The sequence below is a fragment of the Halomonas sp. 113 genome (genome assembly GCF_904067645.1).
GTDB classification, from domain to species: domain Bacteria; phylum Pseudomonadota; class Gammaproteobacteria; order Pseudomonadales; family Halomonadaceae; genus Vreelandella; species Vreelandella titanicae.
Window position 1 is genome coordinate 2,660,494 of record NZ_LR881453.1, and the last position, 12,823, is coordinate 2,673,316.

The 12,823-nt window shown below is 55.9% G+C and carries 11 protein-coding genes; 7 read left to right on the forward strand and 4 right to left on the reverse strand.

All coding sequences use genetic code 11. From position 1 onward, the window contains the following. The first annotated feature begins 138 nt into the window (after positions 1-138). From YERSI8AC_RS12510 to YERSI8AC_RS12540, 7 genes are all read left to right on the forward strand, one after another. Positions 139-1,662 (forward strand): 3-hydroxyacyl-CoA dehydrogenase, encoded by a 1,524-nt coding sequence (locus YERSI8AC_RS12510; RefSeq protein ID WP_159176834.1) that lies wholly within the window; start codon positions 139-141, stop codon positions 1,660-1,662. Positions 1,663-1,688: 26 nt separating this feature from the next. Then, complete coding sequence (locus YERSI8AC_RS12515) at positions 1,689-2,897, forward strand: 3-oxoadipyl-CoA thiolase (protein ID WP_159176835.1); 1,209 nt, start codon at positions 1,689-1,691, stop codon at positions 2,895-2,897. A 102-nt stretch (positions 2,898-2,999) separates the two neighbouring features. Continuing rightward, positions 3,000-3,821, forward strand: coding sequence for an IclR family transcriptional regulator (locus YERSI8AC_RS12520; protein ID WP_022523324.1), 822 nt, complete (start codon positions 3,000-3,002; stop codon positions 3,819-3,821). Between the two features lie 93 nt (positions 3,822-3,914). Continuing rightward, complete coding sequence (locus YERSI8AC_RS12525) at positions 3,915-5,045, forward strand: MlaE family ABC transporter permease (RefSeq protein WP_022523323.1); 1,131 nt, start codon at positions 3,915-3,917, stop codon at positions 5,043-5,045. After that, positions 5,045-5,869, forward strand: coding sequence for an ABC transporter ATP-binding protein (locus tag YERSI8AC_RS12530; protein ID WP_159177932.1), 825 nt, complete (start codon positions 5,045-5,047; stop codon positions 5,867-5,869). The genes YERSI8AC_RS12525 and YERSI8AC_RS12530 overlap by 1 nt, the downstream gene beginning before the upstream one ends. Positions 5,870-5,875: 6 nt before the next feature. After that, positions 5,876-6,817 carry an MlaD family protein gene (locus YERSI8AC_RS12535; RefSeq protein ID WP_022523321.1) on the forward strand — a complete coding sequence of 314 codons (942 nt, stop codon included), beginning with the start codon at positions 5,876-5,878 and terminating at the stop codon, positions 6,815-6,817. Further along, the gene (locus tag YERSI8AC_RS12540) at positions 6,814-7,431 is read left to right on the forward strand and encodes an ABC-type transport auxiliary lipoprotein family protein (RefSeq protein ID WP_022523320.1); all 618 of its coding nucleotides are present in this window, start codon (positions 6,814-6,816) and stop codon (positions 7,429-7,431) included. Before YERSI8AC_RS12535 ends, YERSI8AC_RS12540 begins: the two co-directional genes overlap by 4 nt. 39 nt (positions 7,432-7,470) lie before the next feature. Here YERSI8AC_RS12540 and YERSI8AC_RS12545 read toward each other — a convergent pair whose 3' ends face one another. From YERSI8AC_RS12545 to YERSI8AC_RS12560, 4 genes are read right to left on the reverse strand one after another with little or no spacing between them, the layout of a single operon-like run. Next, positions 7,471-9,318: a protein kinase domain-containing protein gene (locus YERSI8AC_RS12545; protein ID WP_159176836.1), complete on the reverse strand. Its 1,848-nt coding sequence runs from the start codon at positions 9,316-9,318 to the stop codon at positions 7,471-7,473. Between the two features lie 15 nt (positions 9,319-9,333). Continuing rightward, a complete protein-coding gene (locus YERSI8AC_RS12550; RefSeq protein ID WP_022523318.1) occupies positions 9,334-10,587 on the reverse strand; it encodes a 2-oxo acid dehydrogenase subunit E2 in 1,254 nt (417 codons plus the stop codon). 38 nt (positions 10,588-10,625) lie between these two features. After that, positions 10,626-11,603 (reverse strand): alpha-ketoacid dehydrogenase subunit beta, encoded by a 978-nt coding sequence (locus tag YERSI8AC_RS12555; protein ID WP_009287805.1) that lies wholly within the window; start codon positions 11,601-11,603, stop codon positions 10,626-10,628. Position 11,604: 1 nt separating this feature from the next. Beyond that, entirely contained in the window at positions 11,605-12,807 is a 1,203-nt protein-coding gene (locus YERSI8AC_RS12560) for a thiamine pyrophosphate-dependent dehydrogenase E1 component subunit alpha (protein WP_027959577.1), read from the reverse strand. Between the last annotated feature and the right edge of the window lie 16 nt (positions 12,808-12,823).

Consider the following 12,823-nt stretch of genomic DNA (forward strand, 5'->3'; position numbering starts at 1 on the left):
GCATAGCAAAACTATTGTCCACTATTCTTGTCAGGCACTTTTGCATAGCCTAGGATGGCAGTCAATAATTGAAACACAATTTTGCAATGCAGAATCACAATACTAAATATACACCCATTTGCAGAGAGGACTTAGCGTATGGCTAGCGAATCAACACCTTCCCCCTTTACCACGCTTGGCATCGTCGGCACCGGTGCCATGGGGCGTGGCATCGCACAGTTGGCTGCCCAGGCCGGTCTAGACGTCATGCTTTTTGACGTTAAAGAGGGTGCCGTACAAGAAGCTAAAGCCTTTATTAATGGCTTATGGCAGAGAAGTGTCGAAAAGCAGCGCATTAACGCAGAACAGGCTCAGCACTATAGTGAACGGTTGATTGAAGCCAGCGAGCTTGCCGCGCTCGCGCCCTGCGATATTGTGGTGGAAGCCATTGTCGAGAAGCTGGAGGCCAAGCAGGGGCTGTTTAGCGATTTAGAAGCAATCCTCAGCCAGCAGGCTGTGTTGGCGACCAATACCTCTTCACTCTCCGTCACGGCCATTGCCGCCGCCTGCCAGCACCCTGAGCGGGTTATTGGCTTTCACTTCTTTAATCCCGTGCCGCTGATGAAGATTGCCGAGGTCATCCCTGGCTTGCGTACCACCGATGAGGTGACTCAGCGGGTCAATGCTCTAGGACAAGCCATGGGCCACTTTACGGCCCAAACCACCGATACACCTGGGTTTCTGGTTAACCATGCCGGTCGTGCCTTCGGCACTGAAGCGCTGCGACTGTTAGGCGAAAGCGTCGCTGACCCGGCCACTATTGACCGTATTATGGTTGATCAGGGCGGATTCCGGATGGGGCCCTTTACCCTGCTTGATCTTACCGGGCTGGACGTTTCCCACGCCGTGATGGAGTCGGTGTATCACCAGTATTATGAAGAAGCGCGTTTTCGCCCTTCACCGTTAACCCGACAGCGCTTGGCCGCGGGCTTGCTGGGGCGTAAAACCGACGAAGGCTTTTACCGCTATGTGGAAGGCAAACAGCAGATGCCGGATGAGCCGGTCATCAAGCCTGCCTCACCTTGCCCGGTATGGATTAGCCAGGAAGACCCCGAGAGTGCCAAGGCACTCACCGCGCTGGTGCATGCGGCGGGCTGGCCATTAGAAACTGACCCACTACCCACTGCCCAAGCGCTATGCCTGCTGACTCCCTTTGGAGAAGATGCCACTAGCTGCGCCCTGCGCCAGAGGCTAGACGCTGAGCAGTGTGTAGCGGTGGATATGCTCGCAGGGCTCGATAAACGCCGCAGCCTCATGGCCACGCCAATCACCCACTCCGCTTTCATTCAAGCAGCGCAAAGCCTGCTCAATCATGACGGTACGCCGGTAAGTACTCTGCAGGACAGCAACGGCTTCGTTCTTCAGCGCATTATTGCCTGCATCGTCAACGTCGGTGCCGACATTGCCCAGCAAGGCGTGGCAGAACCCACGACTATCGACCGAGCGGTTGAGCTGGGTTTGGGCTACCCCTTCGGCCCGCTACGCATGGGCGACCATTACGGCGCCACGCGCATCATGACGATATTGACCAACCTGCTTGAGGCCACCGGCGACCCACGCTATCGGCCTAGCCCCTGGCTGCGCCGCCGCGCCGCGCTGCAAATGTCGTTAACCGCCGCTTAACCCTACCAATAACAAGGAGCATCACCATGCAAGACGCCTATATTTACGACGGTTTACGTACCCCTTTTGGTCGCCACGGTGGCAGCTTAGCGGCTATTCGCCCAGATGAGCTGTTGGGGCTGACGCTTAAAACACTGGTAGCCCGCAACCCATTCGCGCCAGCAAGCTATGAAGAGGTGCTGGCAGGCTGCACCAACCAAGCGGGGGAAGACTCCCGCAACGTAGCCCGTCACGGCGCACTGTTGGCAGGTCTGCCCATCGAAGTGGCAGGGCAAACCGTTAACCGGCTTTGCGGCAGTGGCTTGGCAGCGATGATGGATGCGGCCCGGGCGGCACGGCTAGGTGAAGGCGAGCTGTTTTTAGCAGGCGGCGTTGAGTCCATGTCCCGTGCACCTTATGTGTTGGGTAAAGCGGACTCTCCCTATGCCCGCAACCAGCCGTTGTACGATACGGTGATTGGCTCACGCTTTCCCAACCCCTGGATTGCTAAGGAGTACGGCAGCCACAGCATGCCGGAAACTGCTGATAACATTGCCCACGACCTGAATATTAGCCGCGATGAAAGCGACACCTTTGCCGCCCGCTCTCAGGCCCGCTACGCCCAAGCGCTGGCCTCAGGCTTTTACGACGGCGAGATGTTTGGCGTAGAGGTGCCCCAAGGACGTAAACAGCCGCCACTGATGGTAGATAAAGACGAACACCCCCGCCCACAAAGCACCGAAGACAAACTGGCCCAACTGGGCGCGCTGTTTGAGGGTGGCATTGTCACCGCCGGCAATGCCTCGGGTCTGAATGACGGCGCCGCTGCCATGATTGTCGGCACCATGGCCGCCGGTGAACGTATGGGCCTAGCACCACGCGCGCGCATTGTCGCCAGCGCCGTTGCCGGTGTTGCACCGCAGGTTATGGGGTTGGGGCCAGTACCCGCTTCGCAAAAGGCGTTGGCGCGTGCAGGGCTTACCCTTGAGCAGATGGATGTAATTGAAATCAACGAGGCGTTTGCCGTTCAGGTGCTTGGCTGCGTGCAGCAGTTAGGGCTCTCCGTTGATGATCCACGCTTGAACGCCAACGGCGGCGCCATCGCCATTGGTCATCCTCTGGGGGCTTCAGGAGCACGCTTGGCGCTTACGGCTCTCCGACAGCTTGAGGCGACCGGTGGGCGCTACGCGTTGGTCACCATGTGCATCGGCGTCGGTCAGGGTATTGCCACAATTATCGAGCGTCTGGACGGCTGATTTAGCGTCAAACAGCCGCTATTTCGTTGATAGGCATGAACGCTGCGTCTAAGTAGATATGCGATACTGGGCGCCATAAGCCACCTATTGTTGGGATATTGAATGCACCCCACCGACACTGATGCTGACGACTCGCAGTTGCCAGGAAAAGATCGTAACTTTGTGACAGCGCTTGCGCGCGGTCTAGAGTTGCTGCGCGCCTTTGGCGCAGGTGAAGAGTATTTAGGCAATGCTGAGCTCTCCAACCGTACAAGTATCCCTCGCCCGACGGTGTCACGTTTAACCTATACCCTGACGCAGTTGGGCTATCTCCAACACAATACCCACCTGGAAAAGTACCGCCTTGGGCCAGGTGTCTTAGCCTTGGGATATCGCTTTCTCGCCAATATGGGCATTCGCGAAATTGCTCGCCCGCATCTGCAGAAATTTGCTGATGCCACCGACTGTAACGTTAGCCTGGGCGGGGCCGACCGCAGTGACATGGTTTATTTGGAAACCTGCCACGGCCATGGCCCGCTAATCATTCGCCTGGACACGGGCTCCCGCCTGCCCATTGCCACTTCCGCCATTGGTCGTGCCTGGCTATGCGGTTTGTCTGACGAACGGCGCCAGCAGGTGCTCCAAGAGTTGGCCAGCGAGTATGGTAGCGACTGGCCGCGTTATGAAGCGGGTATACAACAGAGTTTCAAAGACTATGCACAGTACGGTTTTTGTCTCTCTGAGCAGGATTGGCAGCGCGATATTAGCGCGGTGGCGATGCCGCTAATTTTAGAAGATGGCGCCGAGGTCATGGCGATTAACTGCGGCGGCTCCAGCCTGCGCTTGGATCACGACCGCTTGGTTAATAACTTAGGCCCACGTCTCAAAGAAGTCGCTAATCAGATTAAGCAGGAACTAGCGCCAAGAAACCGCTCGGCAAGGTAAATTCAAGCTAGGGAGACTTTAACTAACGCCCGTTTGAATGCATCATAGACTTCTAAACAAGCGCAGCGATACCAAGAGCGCCGAGGAGTGGGGATGCCAAGCGAGTGGATAGCGCGTCATGATCAAACAGTCACCCTTAAAGGCGAGTGGACACTTGCCAATTACCGCTATATCAAAGCGGCGCTTAATCACAGTGAAACTCGAACCGAACTTGGCAAGCCAACGGGTGCGACGGTTTCGTTAGACGCAATAACTCGCCTTGATACCGCCGGTGCCATACTCATTGTAGAGCTGATTGGCGTTGAGAAAGCACAGGCGGTAGCGGATTGGGCAGCAGAACTGCCGAAAGAGCAGCAGGCGCTGCTGGTGCGTATTGCCGAAGCCATGGAAGCGCCGCTTGACGTTGATCCCCCCTCCTATTCGCGTATTAGCCAAGCGCTTGCCAGCGTGGGCCAACACATGGCGGGGCTTTGGTCTCAGCAGCGCCAGCTGCTGGCCTTTATTGGTCTCGTCGTGGCTACCCTATTCCATCTGGCATTGCGGCCACGCCACTGGCGCCTAACGGCCACCGTTGCCCATATTCAGCAGAGCGGTCTTAATGCCGTACCCATCGTCGCGCTACTCACCTTTATGGTGGGTGCCGTTGTGGCTTTCCTTGGCGCTACCGTTTTGCAGGATTTTGGCGCCACGATTTATACCATCGATCTTGTTGCGTTCTCATTCTTGCGAGAGTTCGGCGTTCTGCTTGCTGCAATTTTATTAGCGGGACGAACCGCCAGCGCCTTTACTGCCCAGATCGGCGCCATGAAATCCAATGAAGAGATTGATGCCCTGCAGGCCCAAGGGCTAGATCCTATCGAACTTTTGGTGCTGCCACGGGTAATGGCGATGTTAATTAGCCTGCCCATGCTAGCGTTTGTGGGCATGCTCAGCGGCTTAGCGGGTGGTGCCATGGTCACCTCTTTGTCACTGGATATTTCACTTACCCAGTTCATGGCCACGCTGCAAAAAGACGTATCGGTGACACACTTTTTGGTAGGGCTTAGCAAAGCACCGGTGTTTGCCTTTGTGATCGCCGTTATCGGCTGCCTTGAAGGCTTTAAGGTCAGCGGCAGTGCGCAGTCGGTGGGAGAACACACTACGTCAAGCGTCGTTCAGTCGATTTTTATGGTGATTCTGATTGATGCCGTCGCCGCGCTATTCTTTATGGAGATGGGCTGGTGATCAATTCAGATAAACCGACAGAGCAAAACGACCTACCGGTCATTAAGGTTCGAGGCTTGGTGAACCACTTTGGCGCTCATGTGGTTCACGAAAACTTAGACCTAACCCTTGAACGTGGAGAAATCCTCGGCGTTGTAGGCGGTTCTGGTACCGGTAAATCAGTGCTGTTACGCAGCATCGTTGGTTTGAAGCGCCCCAATGACGGCACGGTTGAAGTCCTAGGCACAACCCTTAACGAGCTTAACGAGGCACAGCGCAGTCAAATAGAGCGGCGCTTTGGTGTACTGTTTCAACGCGGTGCGCTGTTCAGCTCGTTGAACCTGCAAGAAAATATTGCCCTACCGCTAATTGAACACGCCAGGCTACCCCGTGAAGACGCCGAGCATCTTGCCAGGGTAAAGCTAGCGTTGGTCGGGCTGCCGCCACAGGCCGCGCTGCAGTTTCCTGAGTCGCTGTCTGGCGGCATGGTCAAGCGCGCCGCCCTTGCCCGTGCCTTAGCGCTTGATCCTGACATTCTGTTTCTTGATGAGCCCACGGCGGGGCTTGACCCTATTGGCGCGGCGGCCTTCGATCAGTTGCTGGTCACCCTTCGCGATGCGCTGGGTTTCAGCGTTTTCCTGGTCACCCATGACCTGGATACGCTCTACGCTGCCTGCGATCAGGTCGCGGTACTTTCACAGAAACGTGTGCTGGTGGTGGATACCATCGATAAAGTGGCGGATACCGACGATGAATGGGTTCAAGACTACTTTCACGGCCCGCGAGGTCGAGCCGCTCAGCGTGCTCATACCGGCTCTTCAAATAACGCTAACGTCCAGGAGTGACTGCACATGGAAACACGGGCGCATCACGTTTTAATCGGTCTCTTCACGCTGGCCACTGCCGCTGGCGCGCTGCTGTTTGCACTATGGATGAGCTATGCAGCAGGCGAACGTAGCTACCAGCCTTACCGCATTCTATTTGAGCGCAGCGTGAGCGGCTTATCAGTCGGCAGCCGAGTGCAATATAACGGTATTGAGGTGGGGGACGTCACCGAGCTTAACCTTAATCCTGATGACCCTCGGCAAGTGATTGCCCATATCCGCGTCTACGATGACGCACCGATTAAGACAGACACCCGGGCAAAACTTGCCTTTGCCAGCATCACCGGCAGCATGTCCGTGCAACTTCACGGCGGCACCCCTAAAGCCCCACTGCTAATTGACCAAACCGATATCGAAGCACCGTTTATAAACGCAGACCCTTCGCCCATCGCTACGCTGTTTGATGAGGGCGAAGATATGATCGAAAACATCAATTCAATCCTGCAAAACGTCAACGAACTGTTTGACGATAATAACCGTGACCAGGCAGGCAGTATTTTAACCAACATTGCTCAGATCACCGAAATGATTGCCGCCCAGCAGAACGCCCTAGACCAGAATATGGCGCTTTTCGGCGAAGCCACTCGCCAGGCAACTAACACGCTTAGCAGCATCGACGAACTTAGCCAGGAAGCGACACAGCTACTGCGTCAAGATGGCCGGCTGGTAATGGAGAGTGCCGCTGATGCGAGCCACGATGTGGCCCGGGCGGCTCAACGCATTGAGCAATTAGTGGAGACTAACGCTGGTGCCATCGAAGGCAGCCTGCAGGGCGCGCAAGATATTGCCCCGGCGCTCTCTTCGCTACGCTCAACACTCGATACACTGGATCGTATCACCCGCCAGCTAGAGGAGAGCCCAACAGACTTTTTCCTGGGCCGTGATCAGGTAGAGGAGTTCCGCCCATGACATTACGCCCCACCGCCATCGCTTTAGTTAGCGCTGCGCTGCTACTCAGCAGTGGCTGCTCAATATTGCCCGAAAGTGAGCCAGCGACCCTGTATCGTCTGCCCAGTAGCGATATACAGCCCGTCACATCAGATTCTATGACCACCCGCCAACGCCTGGCAGTGGCGGCCCCACAGGCGGGGCATTTACTGAGTAGCAACCGCATTGTGGTTTACCCAGAGGGTAATGTGGTTAATGTGTACGAAGCTGCCCGCTGGCAAGAGAATGCCCCTGCTTTACTCCAATCGCGCTTGATCACTGGGTTACAGCAGAGCCGCCTATTTGCCAGCGTGGGTAGCGATAGCCTGCCTTCCGAGCTATTGCTACTGAGTGAACTACGTCACTTTCAGAGCGACTACGCTACCCGTCCGCCCACGGTGAAGGTTCAGCTCGATGTTCAGCTCGTCAGCACTCAAAACCGCGCTTCAATCGCTACTCAGAGCTTTACCACCAGCGCGCAATCTATAAGCACCGATATTCCTGATGTGGTTGATGCATTTGGTGCTGCTAGCGACGAACTTACTGAGCAGCTGGTCAACTGGCTGGCCAATCAGCAGGAAGCCACCATTGACTAAGCTAGAACGGACTAAACCAGACCTAACTAAGCCGTGTAATTAGGACGTTGTTGCCCTTCGGACATACTCCCGCGGGTCGCGGGGGTAGTAGCGCTCTGGCTGGCTTTCCAGATGCGCAAAGTAGCGAGTGTCCTTGTAGGGCATTTTCATGTAGCCCGAGACGCCTAGGCCCTCGATTTGGTCTACCGAGGCGAGAATGCGCGCCAGCAGCGTGCGGAACTCGTCCTCTCGAGCCGGATCCAGCAGACGATAGTAGCTATGTATTTTGAGGTGTTGTGGCAGCGCTTCAAAAATGATCATGCCGGTATGGTGAATGTCATTGAGCTGCTGCAGCACATGCATAATCGCCTCGGGCAGCACCAATAGCTCTTCTGGGTCGGGGCCATCTTCGAAGTAGCTGTGCTGACGGGTGCGATCTTCAAGCTCCGGTACTGCGCTCAACTCATAGCCTATCACCATGCTGGGTTCGCTAACGAAGGCTTCATCCACGGAAGTACGTTCTAAGTGCAGTGTTTGGCGGGCATTAAACAAGCAGCTTTTAAACACGCCCTGACGATGAATCGCCCGCGCCAAGTGCACCATATTATTGACCGCTTCAATAAAGGCGGGCTTCAGCGTAGGGTCGTGTAAATTTAACGACGAATCGATATACACACCCTCACGCTCCCAGCGAACCGCCAATCCCCCTACCACCGGATATTTGCCCAGGCGGCTCACCGACGCCAAAAAGGCTTTTTCGGTTTCCCCCATACCCTGCATAAACTGCTTGTAGTAGCGGTCTAACTGCACATCATTGACATCATTCAGGGTTTCCTGTGCATTCGCTTCGCGTAGAAAGGCTTTGCGCGAGCTATATACCACGGTATCGATCTCCTGATGCGCAGGACGCGCCCATACCGGTACCAGCGGGACACTGAGCGATGTGGGCAGATCGATCATTACTACCCTGGCCATTCGCGGCATGTTTTTTAAAAAGTAGTCGCCCGCTTTGCGCCGTACCTGAGGGTCGGGGTCGAGCATGCCATCCAGGGTGCGGGCAAACTCCATCGGCAACCCCAGCGAACTGGCGGGAATCGCCCGATGGCCAAATCGACACGACTGCGCCGACGCCAGCGCATACAGGGTACCCGCCGCGCCCTGCTCGTCGAATCGCGGCGATGACAGTGCGCCGTTCAACTGCTCTTCGCCGATAAAGTAAACATCGCCCAGGCGGGCATTGGTTTGCTGCAAATTGTCCGACATCAGCTCCATCACGTTGGCGCCCACAAACTGCAGTTGCGCGTCTAGTTGGGCAAATACCGATGAGCCCCAGTCGATTAACGCAATAGACTCCTGCTCGGCGTCATACACCAAGTTAGAAGGCTTAATATCGCCATGCACCACCGGACGTGCCTGGGACCCTGACTCCCGCCGCAGGGCAAGCAGGATGTCGGCCAACTGCGCCGCAATGCGCACAATCAAGCGTGGAGAGAGGCGCCCCTGCTTAAGCGATACCTGCTCTAAATTCCAGCCGGGGGCACGCTCCATTACCAGAATGGACTGCCCCCGGGAGCGCTGGTAAGCAATAAGACCTGGAATGCGTGGATGGGACACCTGTTCCAGCATAAACGCCTCTTCTTCGAGGCGCTCCTGCAAGTGCACAGGTAGGGTAATGCGGGAGAATTTAAAGACATAATGCGCTTTAGCGCCTTGGTGGACGGTGCTGCCGGCAAATACAAAACCGTAGGCACCCTTGCCAATGAGCTCGATGCCCTGATAGCCCAACTGGGAGAGCTGCGCCTGGCATAGCGCTACCCAGTCTTTAAGCTTACGGGCATCGTGATGGCTCAGCAGATAGACCGACTGCTCTTCAGGTATATAAAACTGCTGAAGCGGTGCCTGGGACATAAGTCACCTTGCTTGCTAGCCTAAGTGAAGCAGCATGGTCTCTGGGGCTTCGAGAAAGCCCTTCCAGGCATTACAGAAACGCGCAATGGTACCGCCGTCGATAAAACGGTGATCGCCCGCCCAGGTGATGGTCATGATCGCCCGGCGCTGTACCGCACCCTGCTCATCAAAGCGTGGTAGCCACTGGGTTTTACCAATCGCCACAATAGCGGCCTCGGGGGCGTTAATGATAGGCGCGGCGTAGGTACCTCCCAACGCCCCAATATTGGAAATACTAATGGTGCCGCCTTTTAGATCCGCCTGATCAACCCGCCCCTCCCGCGCCGAGGTGGTTAGCCGGCCGACTTCCCGGGCAATTTCCAACAGGGTTAAGCGCTCAACGTTTTTGACATTGGGCACCATCAAACCCGCTTTGCTATCCACCGCCATACCGATATTACAATGGGGGTAGTAGTGCAGCTCATCCCCAGCCGCATTTAACTGGGCATTAACGATAGGCTCTTCGGCGACGGCTAGCGCCATGGCTTTCATAAAAAACGGCATTAGCGTCAGCCGTTCGCCCTGAGCCTCGGCTAGCGGCTTTAAGCGCTCCCGCAGCGCCAACAGTGCAGTAACGTCGATCTCTTCACCGTAGTGAAAATGGGGAATGGTGCTGGCTGCCTCGACCATGCGCTTGGCCATGACCGCCCGCACACCGCGGAGGGGCTCCACTCTGGGTGCCTGAGTTTCAGCTTGGTTGTTAACAACGGTTTGGCTAGATGAAGCTGAAGCTTGGAGTGCTTGATCCAGATGCGCCAACACGTCCTCTTTTAGCACCCGACCGTCTTTGCCGCTGCCAGCGATCTCCGTGAGCTGTAGAGAGTGTTCACGCACTAGGCGTCTAACGGCGGGGCTGGCTGGCACCTTGTCATATAAGCGGCCAGCAGCCGGAATACCTGTAGGGTTGGACGATTCTGTCGTCTGTGCCATTGGCTTTTCACTGGCGGCCGATTGCGCACCGTCTGGTTCGGCCTCACTATTATTGTTACTAGCCCCATCCACTTGATAGGCATACAGCGGCGCATGCACTTTGGCAATTTGGCCCTGGGCCACATACAGTTTGGTCACCACACCGGCTTCGGGGGCGGTAATCTCCACCAGCGCCTTGTCGGTCATGACTTCAACGATAGGCTGATCTTCTTCAATTTGATCGCCTTCAGCGACGCGCCATTCGACGACTTCACACTCGACGATGCCTTCGCCAATATCAGGCAATAAAAAATCGCTCATTGTTTTTCTCCCCATGCGTACTTAGGCATTAATAGCCACTAAAAGTTGACGCTTTCGCGAATCGCTTCAAAAATCTTCAGGTGATCAGGCAGATACTCTTTTTCCAGCACCAGTGGAAAAGGCGTATCCAGACCCGTCACCCGGGCAATGGGCGATTCCAGGTAGAGAAAACAACGCTCTTGAATAGTGGCAGCGATTTCACCGGCAAAGCCACCGGTTAACGGGGCTTCATGGCTCACCACCAGTCGGCCGGTTTTTAACACCGATTCAGCCACCGTATCCGCATCCCAGGGCAGCAGTGAGCGCAGGTCGATCACTTCACAGGCGATGCCCTGCTCTTCGGCTAGCTCGACCGCTTTGCCGATCACCTCCATCTGCGCGCCCCAGCCTACCACGGTAATATCCGTGCCCTCCTTGGTGATTTCGGCTTCGCCAATGGGAAGCTGGTAATCCTCTTCGGGCACTTCACCGACTGAAGCACGATAAAGACGCTTAGGCTCCAGAAAAAGCACCGGATCCGGGTCGCGAATAGCGGCAAGCAGTAGCCCTTTAGCCTGGTATGGGTTGCGCGGCACCACCACCTTTAATCCAGGTGTATGGGTGAAATAAGCTTCCGGTGATTGAGAGTGATAAAGGCCACCAGCGATACCGCCACCGTAAGGAGTGCGAATCGTCAAACCACCAACGTTAAACAGATCGCCTGAGCGGTACCGGAACTTGGCGGTTTCGTTAACGATCTGGTCAAACGCCGGAAAGATATAGTCGGCAAACTGTATTTCTGCCACAGGCACCGAGCCCTGGGCCGCCAAGCCATTGGCAAAGCCGATAATGCCCTGTTCGACAAGTGGCGTATTGAAACAGCGCGCTTTGCCGTACTTCTCCTGCAGGTGACTGGTGGCCCGAAATACGCCGCCAAAAATACCCACATCTTCACCAAAGCAGATGACTTTTTCATCCTCTGCCATGGCGATATCCAGTGCATTATTAATTGCCTGGAGCATGTTCATGGTAGCCATGTTACGCCTCTCCCTGAGTATCAGTCTCGGTGCCCACGTCTAAATCCAACGACTGCGCCCCGCGGGGATAAGCCTCTGGGTAGCGACGGATATGGCGTTTTAACTGATCGAATTGGCGCTGCAGCGATGGGGTTATATCGGCATACACATCGCTGATCAGGCTCTCTAGCGGCGGCGATGAGCGCTTCTCAGCCCGCTTCATGGTTTCCAGTACTTCACGGCGCAGGGTTTCCTGCTGGGTAGCCTCCTCCTCTTCGCTCCACCACTGTTTCTTCAAGAGCCATTTTTGCAGCCGCAGCAGTGGGTCTTTGGCGCGCCACACCTCCTCCTCATCTTTCGAGCGATAGCCAGAGGGGTCGTCGGAAGAGGAGTGCGCGGCAAGGCGATAGCTCATGGCCTCGATCAATACCGGCTGATTTTTCTCAACGGCGATCTTGCGTGCCTGCCGCGTCGCTTCGTAGACCGCCAGCACATCGTTACCATCTACCCGGATCACGTGCATGTGGTAGCCAAAGGCTCGGGGGGCGATACCGTCGGCGGCAAACTGCTCGACGGCAGGCGTGGAAATGGCATAGCCATTATTACGGCAGAAGAAAATCACCGGCACCTGATGCACTGAGGCCATATTCAGCGCGGCGTGGAAATCACCCTCGGAGGCAGCGCCTTCACCAAAAAACGTTAACGTGCAGTGACCGTTACCAGCCAATTTTTGGCCGTAGGCGTAGCCCGTGGCCTGAGGAATCTGAGTCGCTAAGGGGGACGAGATGGTCATGTAGTGCAGCTTGCGCGACCCATAGTGAATCGGCATTTGGCGGCCTTTGCCGTAGTCCAGCTCGTTGCCGAACAGCTGATTCATGAATTCGTCGATCGAGAAGCCGCGATACATTAAAGCGCCCTGCTCGCGGTACTGCGCCATAATCATATCGGCGTCATTTAGCGCAGCAGTGGCGCCCACTACAGCGGCCTCTTCCCCGGTACACTGCATATAAAAGCTCAACCGCCCCTGGCGCTGAGCAGCCATCATACGTTCATCGAGAATACGCGTGGCCAGCATCGCCTGATAGATACGCCGGGCGTGATCACGCTCAAGCGCGGGCTCATCAGCGTCGCTATGCAGCTCACCTTCTGGGTTAAGCAGGCTGAAAGTAGGAATTGAAAATTCGTCGCCGGTCATGAAGTCCGGCTGGTGTACGTACTGTGTCATCATTATTGTCCTTGTT

Bases quoted from the DNA above. Each gene is read 5' to 3' on its own strand.
- YERSI8AC_RS12535 (WP_022523321.1), top strand. From the start codon at position 5,876: ATGGAAACACGGGCGCATCACGTTTTAATCGGTCTCTTCACGCTGGCC.
- YERSI8AC_RS12515 (WP_159176835.1), top strand. From the start codon at position 1,689: ATGCAAGACGCCTATATTTACGACGGTTTACGTACCCCTTTTGGTCGC.
- YERSI8AC_RS12550 (WP_022523318.1), bottom strand. From the start codon at position 10,587: ATGAGCGATTTTTTATTGCCTGATATTGGCGAAGGCATCGTCGAGTGT.
- YERSI8AC_RS12540 (WP_022523320.1), top strand. From the start codon at position 6,814: ATGACATTACGCCCCACCGCCATCGCTTTAGTTAGCGCTGCGCTGCTA.
- YERSI8AC_RS12525 (WP_022523323.1), top strand. From the start codon at position 3,915: ATGCCAAGCGAGTGGATAGCGCGTCATGATCAAACAGTCACCCTTAAA.
- YERSI8AC_RS12520 (WP_022523324.1), top strand. From the start codon at position 3,000: ATGCACCCCACCGACACTGATGCTGACGACTCGCAGTTGCCAGGAAAA.
- YERSI8AC_RS12545 (WP_159176836.1), bottom strand. From the start codon at position 9,318: ATGTCCCAGGCACCGCTTCAGCAGTTTTATATACCTGAAGAGCAGTCG.
- YERSI8AC_RS12560 (WP_027959577.1), bottom strand. From the start codon at position 12,807: ATGACACAGTACGTACACCAGCCGGACTTCATGACCGGCGACGAATTT.
- YERSI8AC_RS12555 (WP_009287805.1), bottom strand. From the start codon at position 11,603: ATGGCTACCATGAACATGCTCCAGGCAATTAATAATGCACTGGATATC.
- YERSI8AC_RS12510 (WP_159176834.1), top strand. From the start codon at position 139: ATGGCTAGCGAATCAACACCTTCCCCCTTTACCACGCTTGGCATCGTC.